Origin of the sequence: Candidatus Pelagibacter sp., from assembly GCF_052048095.1 — a bacterium.
In the GTDB taxonomy this organism is placed as follows: domain Bacteria; phylum Pseudomonadota; class Alphaproteobacteria; order Pelagibacterales; family Pelagibacteraceae; genus Pelagibacter.
This window is the reverse complement of record NZ_JBNAKG010000001.1, coordinates 1,259,023-1,276,364: the sequence shown is the minus strand read 5'-3', so window position 1 is coordinate 1,276,364 and position 17,342 is coordinate 1,259,023. Positions and strand designations below refer to the sequence as shown.

At 29.7% G+C, this 17,342-nt stretch carries 18 protein-coding genes and 1 tRNA gene; 14 read left to right on the top strand and 5 right to left on the bottom strand.

The window, feature by feature from the left end; all coding sequences use genetic code 11:
- Positions 1-3 precede the first annotated feature (3 nt).
- From ACTT9P_RS06775 to ACTT9P_RS06715, 13 genes are all read left to right on the top strand, one after another.
- Entirely contained in the window at positions 4-498 is a 495-nt protein-coding gene (locus ACTT9P_RS06775) for a crossover junction endodeoxyribonuclease (RefSeq protein WP_440909931.1), read from the top strand.
- A 61-nt stretch (positions 499-559) separates the two neighbouring features.
- Positions 560-1,234 carry a protein TolQ gene (gene tolQ, locus ACTT9P_RS06770; RefSeq protein WP_440909930.1) on the top strand — a complete coding sequence of 225 codons (675 nt, stop codon included), beginning with the start codon at positions 560-562 and terminating at the stop codon, positions 1,232-1,234.
- 1 nt (position 1,235) lies between these two features.
- A complete protein-coding gene (gene tolR, locus ACTT9P_RS06765) occupies positions 1,236-1,655 on the top strand; it encodes a protein TolR (protein WP_440909929.1) in 420 nt (139 codons plus the stop codon).
- Between the two features lie 50 nt (positions 1,656-1,705).
- Entirely contained in the window at positions 1,706-2,467 is a 762-nt protein-coding gene (locus ACTT9P_RS06760) for a cell envelope biogenesis protein TolA (protein WP_440909972.1), read from the top strand.
- An 8-nt stretch (positions 2,468-2,475) separates the two neighbouring features.
- Positions 2,476-3,816, top strand: coding sequence for a Tol-Pal system beta propeller repeat protein TolB (tolB, locus tag ACTT9P_RS06755; RefSeq protein ID WP_440909928.1), 1,341 nt, complete (start codon positions 2,476-2,478; stop codon positions 3,814-3,816).
- Between the two features lie 81 nt (positions 3,817-3,897).
- Positions 3,898-4,377 (top strand): peptidoglycan-associated lipoprotein Pal, encoded by a 480-nt coding sequence (pal, locus tag ACTT9P_RS06750; protein WP_440909927.1) that lies wholly within the window; start codon positions 3,898-3,900, stop codon positions 4,375-4,377.
- A 79-nt stretch (positions 4,378-4,456) separates the two neighbouring features.
- A complete protein-coding gene (ybgF, locus tag ACTT9P_RS06745) occupies positions 4,457-5,449 on the top strand; it encodes a tol-pal system protein YbgF (protein WP_440909926.1) in 993 nt (330 codons plus the stop codon).
- Positions 5,409-6,437: a tRNA lysidine(34) synthetase TilS gene (gene tilS / locus ACTT9P_RS06740; protein ID WP_440909925.1), complete on the top strand. Its 1,029-nt coding sequence runs from the start codon at positions 5,409-5,411 to the stop codon at positions 6,435-6,437. The genes ybgF and tilS overlap by 41 nt, the downstream gene beginning before the upstream one ends.
- A 65-nt stretch (positions 6,438-6,502) precedes the next feature.
- Positions 6,503-8,392, top strand: coding sequence for an ATP-dependent zinc metalloprotease FtsH (ftsH, locus tag ACTT9P_RS06735; protein WP_440909924.1), 1,890 nt, complete (start codon positions 6,503-6,505; stop codon positions 8,390-8,392).
- 9 nt (positions 8,393-8,401) lie between these two features.
- Positions 8,402-9,442, top strand: coding sequence for a dihydropteroate synthase (gene folP / locus ACTT9P_RS06730; protein WP_440909923.1), 1,041 nt, complete (start codon positions 8,402-8,404; stop codon positions 9,440-9,442).
- 4 nt (positions 9,443-9,446) lie between these two features.
- Positions 9,447-10,778: a phosphoglucosamine mutase gene (gene glmM / locus ACTT9P_RS06725; RefSeq protein WP_440909922.1), complete on the top strand. Its 1,332-nt coding sequence runs from the start codon at positions 9,447-9,449 to the stop codon at positions 10,776-10,778.
- Positions 10,779-11,591 carry a bifunctional hydroxymethylpyrimidine kinase/phosphomethylpyrimidine kinase gene (thiD, locus tag ACTT9P_RS06720; protein ID WP_440909921.1) on the top strand — a complete coding sequence of 271 codons (813 nt, stop codon included), beginning with the start codon at positions 10,779-10,781 and terminating at the stop codon, positions 11,589-11,591.
- Complete coding sequence (locus tag ACTT9P_RS06715) at positions 11,588-12,880, top strand: adenylosuccinate synthase (protein WP_440909920.1); 1,293 nt, start codon at positions 11,588-11,590, stop codon at positions 12,878-12,880. Before thiD ends, ACTT9P_RS06715 begins: the two co-directional genes overlap by 4 nt.
- Here ACTT9P_RS06715 and rpoH read toward each other — a convergent pair.
- Positions 12,877-13,758, bottom strand: a complete 882-nt coding sequence (gene rpoH / locus ACTT9P_RS06710; RefSeq protein ID WP_440909919.1) for an RNA polymerase sigma factor RpoH — start codon at positions 13,756-13,758, stop codon at positions 12,877-12,879. The genes ACTT9P_RS06715 and rpoH overlap by 4 nt on opposite strands.
- Before the next feature lie 53 nt (positions 13,759-13,811).
- Complete coding sequence (locus ACTT9P_RS06705; RefSeq protein WP_440909918.1) at positions 13,812-14,792, bottom strand: RluA family pseudouridine synthase; 981 nt, start codon at positions 14,790-14,792, stop codon at positions 13,812-13,814.
- 20 nt (positions 14,793-14,812) lie between these two features.
- On the opposite strand from ACTT9P_RS06705, the gene ACTT9P_RS06700 reads away from it, so the two are divergent.
- Positions 14,813-14,889: transfer RNA gene (locus ACTT9P_RS06700), tRNA-Arg, on the top strand.
- A gap of 1 nt (position 14,890) precedes the next feature.
- Here ACTT9P_RS06700 and ACTT9P_RS06695 read toward each other — a convergent pair.
- From ACTT9P_RS06695 to ACTT9P_RS06685, 3 genes are read right to left on the bottom strand one after another with little or no spacing between them, the layout of a single operon-like run.
- Positions 14,891-15,682, bottom strand: a complete 792-nt coding sequence (locus tag ACTT9P_RS06695) for an ABC transporter permease (RefSeq protein ID WP_440909917.1) — start codon at positions 15,680-15,682, stop codon at positions 14,891-14,893.
- Positions 15,669-16,406: an ABC transporter ATP-binding protein gene (locus ACTT9P_RS06690; RefSeq protein ID WP_440909916.1), complete on the bottom strand. Its 738-nt coding sequence runs from the start codon at positions 16,404-16,406 to the stop codon at positions 15,669-15,671. The genes ACTT9P_RS06695 and ACTT9P_RS06690 overlap by 14 nt, the downstream gene beginning before the upstream one ends.
- A complete protein-coding gene (locus tag ACTT9P_RS06685) occupies positions 16,407-17,339 on the bottom strand; it encodes an L-threonylcarbamoyladenylate synthase (protein ID WP_440909915.1) in 933 nt (310 codons plus the stop codon).
- Positions 17,340-17,342: the final 3 nt, after the last annotated feature.

Here is a 17,342-nt window from a genome sequence, read left to right as displayed (position 1 = left end):
TTAATGTTGATAATAGGAATAGACCCTGGAATTTCTGGCTCAATTTGTTTCTTAGAAAACGGAAAAATTATTAAAGTAGTTGAAATGCCCACTATGACAGATGGAAAAAAAAATAAAAAACAAGTCAATGGTTCGCAAATTTTCAATGAAATTTCATCAGTTATAAAGAATATTGATAAAAATGAAATTAAAGTAGTTATAGAACAAGTTTCAGCAATGCCAGGCCAAGGTGTAACGAGTATGTTTAATTTTGGTCAATCATTCGGGATATTGAAAGGTATTTGTTCAGCGATGCAGTTACCAATGTTTTTTGTTAGACCAGCAAAGTGGAAAAAGTATTTCAATTTAATTAATTCAGAAAAAGATGCTAGTAGAACCAGAGCAATAGAGATTTTTCCTTATTTTTCAGATCAATTATCAAAAAAGAAAGATTCTAATAAAGCAGATGCAATATTGATTGCTAGCTTTTTTTACGAAACCTACAAAATCACTGATTAGCAAGGGATCAAAATATTAATTTAAGTCAAATTCATGACACATTTGAGTGTGAAACATAAATATGGAAACTGAAATAGCAACTCAATCAGTGGGGTTAGCATCTAGTGCTGATTTTTCACTTATCAATTTATTTTTAAAAGCTGACATAATAGTTAAGTCAGTGATTGTTTTATTAATAGCTTGTTCAATATATTCTTGGGCAGTAATTTTTGAAAAATTAAAACTATTTAAAACAATTAACAGTTCTTCAGATAAATTTGAAGATAAATTCTGGAAGTCAAAATCAGTAGAAAATTTTTATAATAGTATGCCCCAGAATGTTTCTGATCCAATGGCAGTAATCTTTAAAGAATCCATGCAAGGTATAATGAAATCAAGATCAAAATCAAATATGAATGAAAGGTTAAGTAGCATACTTGAAGCAGGAATTGAAAAACAAGTTTCTAAAATAGAAAAAGGCTTTACTTTTTTAGCAACAGTTGGATCAACTGCACCTTTTATTGGTTTATTTGGAACAGTTTGGGGAATAATGAATTCCTTTCAGTCAATTGCTATATCTAGAAATACAAGTTTGGCAATAGTGGCTCCTGGAATTGCAGAAGCACTTTTTGCAACTGCATTAGGTTTGTTAGCAGCAATACCAGCTGTTGTTGCTTATAACAAATTTAATAATGATTTAAGAAATTACAGTCAAAAACTTGAAAGTTTTTCAAAAAGATTTTTATCAATAATATAAAATGGGTATAAATTTAAACCGTAGATCTTCAAGAGAACCTATGAGTGAAATAAACGTAACACCTTTTGTGGATGTTATGTTGGTATTGTTAATAATATTTATGGTAACAGCTCCTTTGTTAACTGTAGGAGTGCAAGTTGATTTGCCAGAAAGCTCTGCAGACTCTTTGCCTGAAGAACAAGAGCCATTAACATTGTCTATAAATTCTAAAGGTGAAATTTATATTCAAGAATCAAAAGTTGAATATGATAAAATTATCGCAAAAGTCTTAGCAGTTTCAAAGAATAGAACAGATACTAGAATATATGTTAGAGGAGACAAAACTATTAATTATGGAAGAGTTCTAGAAATCATGGGTTTATTATCTGGATCTGGTTTCACTAAAGTTGCATTGATTTCTGAGCCTTATAAGGAGAGGTAGAATTGACAAGAGGAATTTTTCTTTCATCAATTTTTCACTTGATAATCATAATGATAACAGCATTAAGCCTTCCTTTTTTATCAAAGAAAGCTGTAGACTTACCCCCAATAGTATCAGTTGAATTAATTCAAATTACTGAGAAGACAAATATTCCTTTTGCTCCTAAAGCAAAAAAAACGATAGAGAAAATTAAAGAAAAAGAAAAAAAACTAGTATCTGAACAAGCGCCGCCTAAAAAAGTTAAAAAAGAAAAACCTGACGCAGTTCCTTTACCAGATGAGAAGTTTGAAAAGGTAGAGAAGATTAAAGATAAAAAACAAAATCCTGAAAAAATTGATAATGAGGTTAAACAAGTATCAGAGTTTGAAAAAAAAGAACTATTTGATCCAAATAATATTGCAGCTTTAATAGATAAATCAAAAGAGGAGGTTGCTCAAACAACAAATAAATCAAATAAAGTTACTCAAGATCAAGATATGAATGTAGAAAATGTAGGATTAAGTTTAAGTGAAGAAGATGCTTTAAAGGCTCAAATTTTTGGGTGCTGGAGTATTCCACTTGGACTACCATACAATGAGAATTTATTAGTTAGAATTAAATTACAATTAAAGCCTGATGGAACAATTAAAAGTTCTGAGATTATAGATCACGCAAGAATGAACAGACCAGGACAAGGTTTTTATAAAGTTCTAGCAGAAAGTGCGTTAAGAGCTATAAAACTATGCCAACCTCTGAGAGTGCCAACTACAGGTTACGAGAGATGGAAAGATTTACAGTTAAATTTTGATGCAAGAGAGATGTTGGAAGGTTAATATATTATATGTTTAAAAAAATATTTTTTATTTTCTTATTTTTATTTCAATTAAATGCTCAAGCTTTAATTGAAGTGGATATTACAAGAGGAAATTTGAATCCTTTACCAGTCGCTGTATCTCCTCTTTCAATAGATAATGTATCAAAAAAAGAGTTTGAGAAAATTTTAAACAAAAAAAACATTGGATCAGAAATTTCAAAAATTGTTGAAAATAATTTAAAAACTTCAGGGTTATTTAATCCTTTAGATAAGAATGCGTTTCTTCAAGAACCAGATATTGCAAACCTCAAACCAAGATTTGAAGATTGGCAACTAATCAAGGCTCAAGCTTTAATTACTGGAAAAGTTAGTTTTAATGATGAAAAACTTAGAGTGGAATTTAGACTATGGGATGTTCTAGCCGGTAGAGAGATGATGGCATTAGCATTCACAACTGTACCATCAAATTGGCGAAGAGTTGGTCATATAATTTCTGATAAAGTTTATCAAAGACTTACAGGAGAAAAAGGATACTTTGATACAAGGATAATTTATGTAGCAGAAGAAGGCCCTAAAACCAAGAGAGTTAAGAAACTTGCAATTATGGATCAGGATGGTTCAAATAATAAGTTTCTAACATTAGGTAATGAGTTAGTTCTAACTCCAAGGTTTAACCCAAACAGTCAAATGGTTACTTATTTGTCATATTTCAGAAATTTACCAAGAGTTTATCTGCTAGATATAGAAACAGGTACTCAGGAAGTTGTGGGTGATTTTCCAGGTATGACATTTGCTCCAAGATTTTCTCCTGATGGAAAAAAGATAATAATGAGTTTTGCGAAAGATGGAAATTCAGATATTTACACAATGGATTTAGAAAATAGAATAGTTGATAAAATTACAAATCATCCATCTATAGATACTTCACCATCTTATTCACCTGATGGAAAGTATATTTGCTTTAATTCAGATAGAAGCGGATATCAGCAGATTTATGTAATGGATAGTAATGGAAAAAATGTAAAAAGAATTTCGTTTGGTAAAGGTCTTTATGGAACACCTGTATGGTCGCCAAGAGGAGACTTAATAGCATTCACCAAATTACATAAAGGAAAATTTTATATAGGCGTCATGAGGACTGATGGAACAGGTGAAAGATTATTAACTGAGAATTACTACCAAGAGGCACCATCCTGGTCCCCAAATGGAAGAGTGCTAATTTTTTATAGAGAGACAAAAACAGACGAAAAAGGAGAAGGTTTTTCAGCAAAATTATGGTCTATAGATTTAACTGGCTATAATGAAAGAGAGGTTAATACTCCAACAGACGCTTCAGACCCATCCTGGTCATCATTATTAAGTAATTAGATAATATTTCTTGATTTTTTAGCTTGAAAGCTCTATTTAATTGTGAAAAATTAAGAATTAGCAATTTGATCAAGGAGCATTATGATAATTAACAAAATTTTAAAAAACACGCTTTTAGTTGTATTAGCATGCTTAGCATTATCTGCATGTGCAACAAAAAAAGTTTCAACAAGCCAATTACAAGGTGATGTATATACTGGAAAAGATACAGTAGAATATTTAGCATCTGGTGTACCGGACAGAGTATTTTTTGCGACTAATGAGTCAGTTTTAACAACTGCTTCAAGAGAGACTTTAAGAAAACAAGCTGCATGGTTAAGAAAAAATTCAAACATCAACATTGTTTTGGAAGGTCATGCTGATGAAAGAGGAACAAGAGAATATAACTTAGCATTAGGTGAAAGAAGAGCAAATGCTGCAAAAGACTACTTAATGACTTACGGAATTTCTTCAGACAGAATTTCAGTATTAAGTTATGGTAAAGAAAGACCAGTTGATTCTGGCTCAAATCCTTTAGCTTGGTCAAAAAACAGAAGATCTGTAACAGTAAAAGCTAACTAATTTTTTAAATTTTTTAGACCCTGAATATTAACTTATTCAGGGTCTTTTTTTTGCCATCATTATATTTACTAGTTAAAAGATGAGCTCTATTAAAAAAAATATAATCTTATTATTTTCAATATTTTTTTTCACTTTAATTCAGTCACAATTAAAAGCTGATACTCAAGACATTTATCAAACATTACAAATAATCCAGAAAGATTTAAAAACTTTAGAAAAGGCTGTCTATTCAGGTTCAGTTGAAACAAACAATAGTTTTAACACTTCACAAATATCTGAAGGTAATTCTGAAGATGTTTTAACAAGACATTTATTAAAACTTTCTGAAATTGAAAGTCAATTTCAAGCTTTAACCAATAAATTTGAAGAAATTAATTTTAAGTTAGATAAACTGTCTAGTAGATTATCAAAAGTACAAGCAGACAATCAAATTAGATTCCAAGATTTAGAAAATTCAGTTTCAAGTGGAAATGTTCTCAATACGGTCTCAACAGAATCTGATAATAAAAACGAGGAAGAGATTCTTCCTGGAAGTTCTCAACCACAAGATCTAGGAGCAATTTCTTATAAAGATAACCCAACAACTGAAACTACCCAACAAATTACATCTGTTGATACAACAGCAACAGTAGTTACAGAAAACTTTCAGGCAGAAGAGAAAATTTTACCTGATGAAATTCCAGAGAAACAATATGAATTTGCAACTAGTTTTTTAAAAGTTGGAGATTATACGACAGCAGAAAGAGCATTCAGAGAATTTGTAAACACTAACTCAGAACATAAGTTAGCGGGTAATGCACAATATTGGTATGCAGAAACATTTAGAATACGCCAACTTTATACTGATGCTGCTTCAGCTTATCTAGAAGGATATCAGAAATATCCAAAGGGCGAGAAGGCTCCAATAAATTTATTAAAACTTGGGGTGTCAATGGTCCAGATTGGTGAAAAAGATCAAGGATGTAAAATGATAAATGGAGTTGAAGAACAATATCCAGAAGCAAATCAATCTGTAATCCAAAAAGCGAAATATGAGTCAAAGAAATTTGAGTGTAAAAAACAAGATTCATAACTCATTTAATAAAATTTTAGATAAAAAAAATCTTAAGAAACTATATTTAAAATTTACCAAAAGATTTGAAATTAAATCGTCATTTGCAGTAGCAGTATCTGGTGGACCTGATAGTTTAGCTTTGGCATTCCTTTCTAAAGTTTATGCTGAAAGAAATAGATTAATTACAAAATATTTTATTGTTGATCATAAGTTAAGACAAAACTCTACGAAAGAAGCTTTAGTTACCAAAAGATTATTAAAAGATTTAAAAATTAATGCTAAAATTTTGACCTGGAAAGGCAAAAAACCTAAAAGCAACATTCAAGCCGTAGCAAGAAATAAACGATATGAATTATTAATAAATGAATGTAAAAAAATAAAGATTAATCATTTGTTACTTGGTCATCATACTGATGATAAACTTGAGAATTTTCTGATAAGACTAACACGTGGAAGTGGATTGAGAGGGTTAGTTTCTTTTAGCAAAACTACAAATCTAAATGGTATTTGTTTAGAACGCCCATTGCTAGATTTCAATAAAAAAGAGCTAATTTATTTAACATCAAATATTTTTAAAAATTTTATAAGCGACCCTTCTAATGAAAATAGTGATTTTAAGAGAGTTAGATTAAGAAAAATGATTGAAACTTTAAGAAATGAAGGTTTTGATTTGATTAAATTAAACAAAACTATAGAAAATCTCAAATTTTCTGACAATTCAATTAATTTTGATGTTCAGGAAAATTTAAAAAAAAATAGTTTTTTTTCAAAAAAAAAACAAAACTTTTTATTAAATCAATTCTTTTTTAAGCAGCCAAAAGAAATTGTGTTTAGATCACTGTCTCAATGTATTAAAGTAGTTGGTAATAAACATTATTATTCTCGTGGGGATAAAGTTTTAAGATTAATCAATACTATTAATTTTAAAAATAATTTTAAAACAACATTAGGTGGTTGTATGATTAAAAAAATCAATAATACCGTCATTATTTCCAAAGAAATTTAGATTATTTTTTTTATAAAAGTTATTTTGACACTTGTTTATTGCTCATTAATTCTTATTTTAATATCATGAATCTCAAAAACATAGCAATGTGGGTTATAATAGTTTTTTTAACTATCGGTCTATACAATATGTTCAAAAATCCTCAAAGTAACATTAGAGGAGGAAATCAAATTATATTCTCAGAATTTTTAACTGCTGTGGACAATGGTGAAGTTTTAAAAGTTGAAATTCAAGGAAATAATATCAAAGGCGTTTATTCTAATGGCAATAACTTTTCTACTTATTCTCCAAACGATCCTAATTTAATTGAAAAGCTTTCAGAAAAAGGCGTAAGTATTTCAGCTGCTCCATTAGAGGAAAAGATGCCTTCATTATTTGGAGTTCTATTATCATGGTTTCCAATGTTGTTGTTAATTGCAGTTTGGATATTTTTTATGAGACAAATGCAAGGTGGCAAAGGTGGAGCTATGGGCTTTGGAAGATCTAAAGCAAAAATGATGAATGAGCTAAAAGGAAAAGTTACTTTTAACGATGTTGCTGGTGTTGAAGAAGCTAAAGAAGAAGTTGAAGAAATAGTAGAATTTTTAAAAGATCCAAAAAAATTTAGTAGACTTGGTGGCAAAATACCTAGGGGCGCTTTATTAGTTGGTCCACCAGGTACTGGTAAAACTTTATTGGCAAGAGCGATCGCAGGAGAAGCTGGTGTTCCTTTTTTCACAATTTCGGGATCTGACTTTGTTGAAATGTTTGTTGGTGTTGGAGCATCAAGAGTGAGAGATATGTTTGAGCAAGGCAAAAAAAATTCTCCATGTATAATCTTTATTGATGAGATCGATGCTGTAGGAAGAAGTAGAGGAGCTGGATTAGGTGGAGGAAATGATGAAAGAGAACAAACTTTAAACCAATTGTTAGTTGAAATGGATGGATTTGACACCAACGAAGGAGTTATCATAATTGCTGCTACTAATAGACCAGATGTATTAGATCCTGCATTATTAAGACCGGGTAGATTTGATAGACAAGTTGTTGTCTCAAATCCTGATATAATTGGAAGAGAAAAAATTCTTAAAGTTCATGTTAAAAAAATTAAAATGGCCCCTGATGTAAATTTAAGAACAATAGCAAGAGGTACTCCAGGATTTTCAGGAGCTGATTTGGCAAATTTAGTAAATGAAGCTGCGCTTTTAGCGGCAAGAAAGAATAAAAGGATTGTAACTTTAAATGAATTTGAAGAAGCTAAAGATAAAGTTATGATGGGTTCTGAGAGAAGATCTATGGTAATGAGTGAGGAAGAGAAGAAACTAACAGCATATCATGAGGCAGGTCATGCAATTGTAACAATAAATGAAAGCGCAGCCTACCCAATCCATAAAGCAACAATAATTCCGAGAGGAAGGGCTTTAGGAATGGTAATGCAATTACCAGAGAGAGATGAGGTTTCTCAAACTAGAGAACAGCTTCATGCACAACTTGCAATAGCCATGGGAGGCAGAGTAGCTGAGGAAATAATTTTTGGTGATGACAAAGTAACAACAGGTGCAGTGAGTGATATTGAACAAGCCACAAAAAGAGCAAGAGCGATGGTAATGAGAGCCGGATTAAGCAAAGAACTAGGACCAGTTGCTTATGGTGAAAATGAGGAAGAGGTTTTTCTTGGAAGATCAGTCGCAAGGCAACAAAATATGTCAGAAGAAACAGCTAAAAAAGTTGATGCTGAAATAAGAAAAATTGTAGATCAAGGTTATGATAGGGCAAGAAAAGTTTTAACTGACAAAATTGAAGACCTTCATAAGTTAGCAAAAGCTTTACTTACTTACGAAACATTATCAGGTGAGGAGATTGAGAATTTAATTAACAAGAATATTTATCCTGCTGACAAACAAGATTTAAAAGTAGATGACGACAAAGGCTCAGCATTAAGTTCTATGGGCTTAAAACCTAAGATAGTTCATTAAAATAGCAAAATGAGAAGATATTACACTTCTGCGTGTAATTTCTTTTATGGAAAAAATTCATTAAATTTAATTAAAAAAAAAGCCACCTTACCTCTTATTGGAAGAGGAGATATTTCTTTTAGTCATATCAAGTTAATAACAAGAAAATCTGAAAATATTATTAGTATTAATAAAATAAAATCATTACCAAAAAAGATTAAACAACAAGTAAAAAAAGACTTAATCAATATCACAAATAAAAGGAAAAACTTTTGCAACTTAAATTTTAATAGAACTAATATCATGGGTGTTCTCAACTTAACGCCCGACAGTTTTTCTGATGGTGGAAAATTCAATAATTTTGTTTCAGGTTATAGACAAGTATTAAATTTGAAAAAATTAGGTGCAGATATCATTGATGTTGGTGGAGAATCTACTAGACCCGGCTCAAAGACTGTACCAATAGCAGAGGAATGGAATAGAATTCAAAAAATATTAAACAAAATAAAATATTTAAATACTTCATTAGATACAAGGAAATCTTTGATAATGGAAAAAGGTATTAAATCTAAAGTAAATTTAATTAATGATGTTTCAGGATTAGATTTTGATGAAAACTCAATTAATGTATTAAAAAAATATAAAACACCTTTTGTACTGCAGCATTCTCAAGGTAATCCAGAAAATATGCAAGAGAAACCTAAATATAAAAATGTTATTTTGGATATTTATGATTTTTTTGAAAATAAAATTGAAAGATTAAAAAAATTTGGAATAAACCATAATAAAATTATTATCGATCCAGGAATTGGTTTTGGAAAAAATTTGAAACATAATTTGTTAATACTGAGAAATATAAGTCTTTTTCATTCGATTGGTTTTCCTATATTACTAGGCATTTCAAGAAAAAGATTTATTAAAGATATTTCGGGAATAAATGATAGCAAAGATAGATTAGGAGGCACTATAAGTGCAAGTTTACATGGAATTTTAAATGGTATTCAAATACTTAGAGTACATGATGTAAATGAGGTAAAACAAAGTATTAAAGTTTTTAAACAACTTTTATAATAAAATGAAAAAAAAATATTTCGGCACAGATGGAATTCGTGGAAGAGTTAATCAAAATAAAATTAATGGAGAAATGTTTTTTAAATTTGGATTGGCTGCAGGTAAGTATTTTACCAATCTAAAAAAAAAAAAACAAACAGCAATTATAGCGAAAGACACAAGATTATCTGGATACAGTTTAGAACCAGCATTAGTTTCTGGCTTGGCATCTGCTGGAATGCATGTGTTTACTTTAGGACCATTACCGACTAATGGACTGGCAATGATGACAAAAATTATGAAGGCTAATATGGGTATTATGATTACCGCATCTCACAACCCATTTCATGATAATGGATTAAAACTATTTGGTCCTGATGGATTAAAATTATCTGATAAAATTGAAAAAAAGATAGAAAATTTAATTGATAAAAAAACTGAAATTCTATTGTCAAAACCTGAGACTCTTGGCAGAGTAAGACGATTAGAAACAGGAACTGATACTTATATAAATATTTTAAAAAAAAATTTTCCAAAGAAATTTAGTCTTCAGAATATGAGAATTGTAATTGATTGTGCAAATGGTGCTTGTTACAAAGCTGCTCCAAAACTTCTGAAATCTTTAGGCGCAGAAGTAATCGTTGTTGGTGATAAACCTAATGGTTTAAATATTAACGAAAAATGTGGTTCTACGTTTCCAAAAAAAATTCAGACAATTGTAAAAAAGAATAGTGCAGATATAGGAATATCTTTGGATGGAGATGCAGATAGAGTAATCATGTGTGATGAAAAAGGAAAAATAATTGATGGAGACCAAATCATTGCAGCTTTAACTTTGAGATGGAAAAAAAAGAAGATTCTTAAAGGAGGTGTTATTGGAACACTTATGTCAAATTATGGTTTAGAAAAATTTTTTAAGATTAATAACATAAAATTTTCAAGATCAAATGTTGGTGATAGGTATGTAAAAGAAATGATGCAAAAAAAAAATTACAATCTAGGAGGGGAACAATCTGGCCATATTATCTTAGGTAAATTTGCAACAACAGGAGATGGGTTGTTAGTTGCGCTAGAGTCCTTATTTGCATTAAGAAAAGGAATAAAAGCCAGTAAGTTTTTTGATGTATTTAAGAAAACACCTCAAATTTTAGAAAATGTTAAATTTAAAAATGAGCAAATATTAAAATCATCAACTTTAATTAAATCAATTAAGATTGCAAAAAAATTGATGATGAATAAAGGAAGAGTGTTGGTTAGAAAATCAGGAACAGAACCAATAATAAGGGTTATGGTGGAGTCCGAAGATAAAAAACTTATGAAAAAATGTATCCAAATAATTAAAAAAGAAATTAGATAAATGAGACCAAAATCAAAAGTTTTAATTATTGCAGGGTCTGATTCTTCAGGTGGTGCTGGTATTCAAGCAGATTTGAAAACTGTCACAAGTCTTGGATCATACGGCATGACAGCTATTACCGCAGTAACGGTCCAAAATACCACCGGTGTTAAATCAGTAGTACCAATAAATCCAAAAAAAATTTATGAACAAATAGTTTTTACTTCAGAAGATATTAAACCTGACGCAATAAAGATTGGTATGCTGCACTCAACAGAGGTAATTAAAAACGTTATAAAAGGCTTAATTAAAATTAAATCAAAAAAGGTAATATTAGATCCAGTGATGATTGCCAAAGGAGGAGCAAAATTAATAGATGATAATGCCATTAAGATATTAAAAAAAGACCTTTTAAAAAAAGTTTCAATTATAACTCCTAATATTCCTGAAGCTGAAGTATTAACAAATACAAAGATAAGTTCAGTTGAGGATATGATGCTTGCTGCAAATAAATTAATCTTATTTGGTGCAAAAAATGTTTTAATTAAAGGAGGACACTTAAATGAAAGTAAAATTTTTGATGTTTTCCTTAACAAAAAAGATTTTAAAATATTTACTTCAAAAAAAATTAATACCAAAAACACTCATGGCACAGGTTGCACATTATCTAGTGCAATAGCCACTTTTTATTCATGTGGAAAAAGTATAATGAAATCTTGTGAGTTAGGTATTAATTATGTTAATTCTGCAATTAAATCTAATCCTAAATTTGGTAAAGGACATGGACCTATAAATCACCTTAATTCATTATTAATAAAAAAGAATTACTTATGAAAAATATTGCAGTTGTTGGATCACAATGGGGAGATGAAGGAAAAGGAAAAATCGTAGACTGGTTATCAGAACAAGCTGACGTTGTAATAAGATTTCAAGGCGGACATAATGCAGGCCATACATTAGTTATAGATGGCATCACTTATAAACTCAGACTTTTGCCATCAGGAATAGTTAGAAAAAATAAAATATCAATTATTGGAAATGGGGTAGTAGTAGACCCATGGGCCTTACTTGAAGAAATAGAAGAGATAAAATCCAAAGGAGTAAATGTAGATACAAATAATTTCATAATCTCAGAAGCAGCTAACCTAATTTTACCATTTCATAGAGAAATGGATGAAATAAGAGAGGATGTAGCTGGTAAATCAAAAATAGGCACTACCAGAAGAGGCATAGGCCCTGCTTATGAAGATAAAGTTGGAAGACGATCAATAAGAGTTATGGATTTGAGATCAGAAAAAAATTTAGAACAAAGACTTGAAACTGTACTTATTCATCATAATGCAATTCGAAAAGGTTTAGGAAAAAATTTATTTGAAATAAATAAATTAAAAAAAGATTTATTAGAGATAGCTCCAAAAATATTACAATATTCACAACCAGTATGGTTGAAGATTGATGAATTTAAAAAGCAAGGAAAGAAAATTTTATTTGAAGGAGCTCAAGGAATACTTCTAGATGTTGATCATGGAACTTATCCATTTGTTACTTCATCAAATACAGTTGCTTCGAGTGCAGCTACAGGAACAGGATGTGGGCCTAATTCAATAAATTATGTTTTAGGTATCACTAAAGCATATACAACTAGAGTGGGCGAAGGTCCTTTTCCAACAGAACTCACGGATAACATTGGAGAAATTTTAGGTACACGAGGAAAAGAGTTTGGAACTGTGACAAGCAGAAAAAGAAGATGTGGATGGTTTGATGGCGTACTAGTAAGACAAACAATAAAAATTTCAGGTATAGATGGTATAGCGCTAACCAAATTAGATGTTCTTGATGAATTAGATGAAATAAAAATGTGTGTCAGTTATGAATTAGATGGTAAACAAATAGATTATTTGCCAGCGGCTGTTGAAGACCAATTAAAGATAAAACCTGTCTATAAAGTTTTTCCTGGCTGGAAATCATCTACAAATGGCATTCAAAAATTTGAAGATTTGCCAGAGAATGCCAAAAAATACATTAAAGCAATTGAAGATTTCATAGAAGCAAAAATCTCAAGCATCTCTACAAGTCCAGAAAGAAAAGATACAATTTTGATTGAAAATCCTTTTGAGATTTAGTTTGCAGGAAGTAAATTTTTTGACCTTGCAAGAAGAAGCATATGTTTTTGAAGTTTTTCAAAAGCTTTATTTTCTATCTGCCTAACTCTTTCTCTGCTAATTTTATATTTTTTACTTAAATCTTCTAAAGTTTCAGGGTCATCATTTAATCTTCGTGAATAAAGTATTTCTCTCTCTCTATCGTTTAGAACTTTAATTGAATCTTTTAAGAGATCTTTTCTTTGTTCCATTTCTTCTTGATGTGCAAATTTTAAATCGTGATCTAGATCTTTATCAACTAACCAATCTTGCCACTCATCACCATCTTCACCCACTGGAGCATTTAGAGAAAATTCCTTACCTGATAATCTTCTATTCATGGAGACAACTTCGTCTTTACTAACATCTAATTTGTTTGCAATTTCGTCCACATGTTCATTTCTCAAATCACCCTCAACATCTGGAGCTATTTGATTTTTAAGTTTTTTTAAATTAAAAAATAATTTTTTTTGTGCAGTAGTTGTCCCTATTTTTACCAAACTCCAAGATCTTAATATGTATTCTTGAATAGAAGCTTTTATCCACCACATTGCATAAGTCGCAAGTCTAAAACCTTTTTCAGGTTCAAATTTTTTCACTGCTTGCATCAAACCAACATTTCCTTCAGAAATCATTTCATTTATTGGAAGACCATAACCTTTGTAACCCATTGCAATTTTAGCTACTAGTCTTAGATGACTTGTAACAAGTTTTTCAGCTGCTTTAATATTTCCTGTTGTTTTCCAGTTTTTAGCCAACATATATTCTTCTTCGGCATCCAACATTGGAAACTTCTTAATCTGTTCCAAATAAGCAGATAAACCACCCTCATTGCTTAAAATTGGCAAATTACTGTTCATAGCAAAACTCATAGACTGATTTACTTAATAAATAATGATAATATTTCAATAACTTATTTATTAGTGTTTCTCAGTGTTTTTAGAATTATTTCAAGCTCTTGTGGCAAAATTGAGGAAAATATCATTTCTTCATTTGTTTTGGGATGTATGAAACCTAGAGTTTTAGCATGTAAAAATTGACGATCAAGATTTGTAATCAAATTATTAAGTTCGTTATTAATATTTTTTATTTTTTTATATTTCTTTTTATATTTTGTATCTCCTAAAATACTATTTCCTAAATAATTCATATGAACTCTTATTTGGTGAGTACGACCTGTTTCTAATTTACATTCAATTAAACTTAATGTGGGTGATTTTTCATTTTCAAAAATTTCTAAAGTTTCGTAATTAGTTATAGCTTTTTTACCTTTTATTAGTGATGCTTCCATCATTTGTCGATTTCTAGAACTCCTTTTGATAAAGGTATTTATCTTCCCTTTTGAAGGTCTAATTTTGCCCCAAATTAAAAGTTGATAAACTCGTGTTATTGAATGTTCGTTGAATTGTTTTGAGAGCTCTTCATGTGTTTTATTATTTTTTGCGACAACTATTAAACCAGATGTATCCTTATCAATACGATGAACAATGCCTGGTCTAAGCTCATCTCCTATATTTGATAGAGAATCTTTATCATAGTCAATAAGTGCATTTACAATTGTATTATCATAATTTCCAGGTGCAGGATGCATTGCAATGCCAGCAGGCTTATCTATTACAATTAAATCGCTATCTTCATGAATAATATTTAGTTTAAATTTGTAAGGTTTAAGAGATAATTTTTTTGGTTCAGGTATTATTATTGAAATATTGTCTCCTTCTGAGATTTTCTTTGAAGGATCAATCAAAGTACTACCATTGAGCATTACATTGCTATTCAATATTAGGTTTTTTATTCTTGTTCTACTTAGCTCAATATTTTTCTTATTAATAAAAATATCAATTCTTAAATTTTTATCCTCAACATCAACAATATAATTTATTTTATTTTGCATATAGTGTATTAATCATTTATGCGCTTGTAGCTCAACTGGATAGAGCGCCAGATTTCGGCTCTGGAGGTTCTGGGTTCGACTCCTAGCAGGCGCGCCATCTATTCACCCATATTTATCAATGTACCTTTATCTCTAGCTTTTTCAAATGAGTAATAAAAAATAGATATCGAGATAAATAAATAAAGTCCATTTAGGTATAGGGCATTTAAAATATTTGAATAATTTATTGCTCCATTAATTAAAATATTTCTTGTCTCTTCAAAAATATAAACTAACGGCAAACCGTATGCAATTGACTGAAAAAAGCTTGGTAATGTTTCAACTGGATAATATATACAGCCAAATGGAGCTAATAAGAACATTGTGGACCAGGCAATATTCTCAAAGGATGGACCAAATCTTAGTAAACCTGCTGATACAATTAATCCCAAAGTTATACCAAAAATATACAAACTTAAAAAAAGGAAAGCTAAAGGTAAACCTAGATTTAATAAAGAGATGCCAAACAATGGTGATGTAAGTAATATTGCAGGTACTAATCCAATTAAGGCTCGAATTAAAGCTGTAATGACTAAGGATATAATAATTTCACTTATCTTCATAGGAGCTATAAATAGGTTTGTAAAATTCCTACTCCATATTTCTTCTAAGAAAAGCATGTTAAATCCAATGCTGGTCCTAAAAAGAAAATCGTAAAGAACTGCACAAGATAAAATTACACCAATAGCGCCATTATAGTACGAACTATATTCAGCAAAAAAATTTGAGATAAAACCCCATAGGGTAATTTGTATAGTTGGCCAGTATATTAAATCTAAAATTCTAGGGAAAGATCTTGTTATTAAATAAAAGTGTCTTAAAAAAAGACCATAAATTCTAGTTATATTCATTTTTTGATCTCGCTATTTTCAGAAATACTTCTTCTAAATTTTTTCTTCCATGTTTTTTGATTAATTCATTTGGAGTTCCTTTATCAACTATATCTCCTTCTTTCATCATAAGTACTGAGCTACATAATCTTTTTACTTCGTCCATATTATGTGAGGCTAAAAGGACCGAAATTTTTTTTTCTTTTTTATATTCTTCAATAAATGTTCTAATAAAATCTCCAGTTTCTGGGTCTAAAGATGCAGTGGGCTCATCTAACAGTAAAACTGATGGATCGTTTATTAGAGCTTTTGCTAGACTAACTCGATTTTTTTGACCCGAGGAAAGTTCTCCTGTTATTTTTTTCAATAGATCATTTAATCTAAGTTTGTTAGAGAGGTATTCAATTTGATTTTCTAAATTTTTAACATTGTATAATTTTCCATAAACAATAAGATTTTGTTTAACTTTTAACTTTTTTGGTAATTCTATATAGGGTGAAATAAAATTCATACATCTGAGGAGTGAAATTTTATCTTTTTCTATATCTTTACCATTAATTAAAACTTTTCCCTCAGTAGGTTTAAGTAAACCAAGAATCATTCCAATTGTTGTGGTTTTGCCACAACCATTTGGACCAAGTAATCCTATAATTTCATCTTCATTAACTTTGAAATTAATATTTTTAACTGCTTTTTTTGACTTATATATCTTAGATAAATTAATTACTTCTATCGAACTTTTCATTTAAAATTTTGCTGCTCTATACAATCTATCATTTATGGTTAAGCCCAAACCTACTTTAGGTATTTTTTCTACAGCAATACTTTTATAACCTCTTTTTTTTATTTTTCTTAAAGTACTATACAAATTTTTTGCAGCTTCTTTTAAATTTGAATCTTTAGTGAGATAAAAAAAATTCTTTTGTTTTTTCTTTCTTCTTTTTATGAGGATATGTGCTTCTTTATTATCTGTTTTTTTAACATTAAGTTTAATTGGAATACCTGGAGAATAATGCAACTTTAATTGCCCAGGTGATAAAATATTTTTAGGATTAATATTTAATTCAAGTTTTTTATTAATTATTTTTTCAATTTTAGAAACCTCTAAACCACCTAGTCTCAAAATCTTTGGATAGGACGTTAAATCAATAATAGTTGATTCAATTCCAATTTTTGATGATTTTCCCTCTAAAATAAATTTTAATTTTTTTCCAAAATCATCTCTTATATCAGAGGGTTTAACTGCACTTACTTTGGTTGATATATTTGCGCTAGGTGCTGCTAAAGGATATTCAAGTTTACGTAGTAAAGATGATGTTAGTGAATGTTTAGGAAATCTAACCGCTAAAGATTTTTTATTATTTGTGACAAATTTAGAGATTTTAGAATTTTTTTTTAATTTTAATACAAATGTTAAAGGTCCAGGACAGAATCTATTATAAAGTTTGAGAAAATTTTTATCAATTTCACAATCATTTTTCAGATCTTTAATTTTTGAATAATGAACAATTAAAGGATTAAATGATGGTCTGTGTTTAAGTTTAAAAATTTTTTTAACTGCTTTATCTGAATAAGCGTTTCCTGCCAAACCGTATACAGTTTCTGTAGGAATAGCTATACATTCATTATCATCTAAATATTTTTTAGCTATTTTAATATTTGAATAGTTTCTTTTCATGTA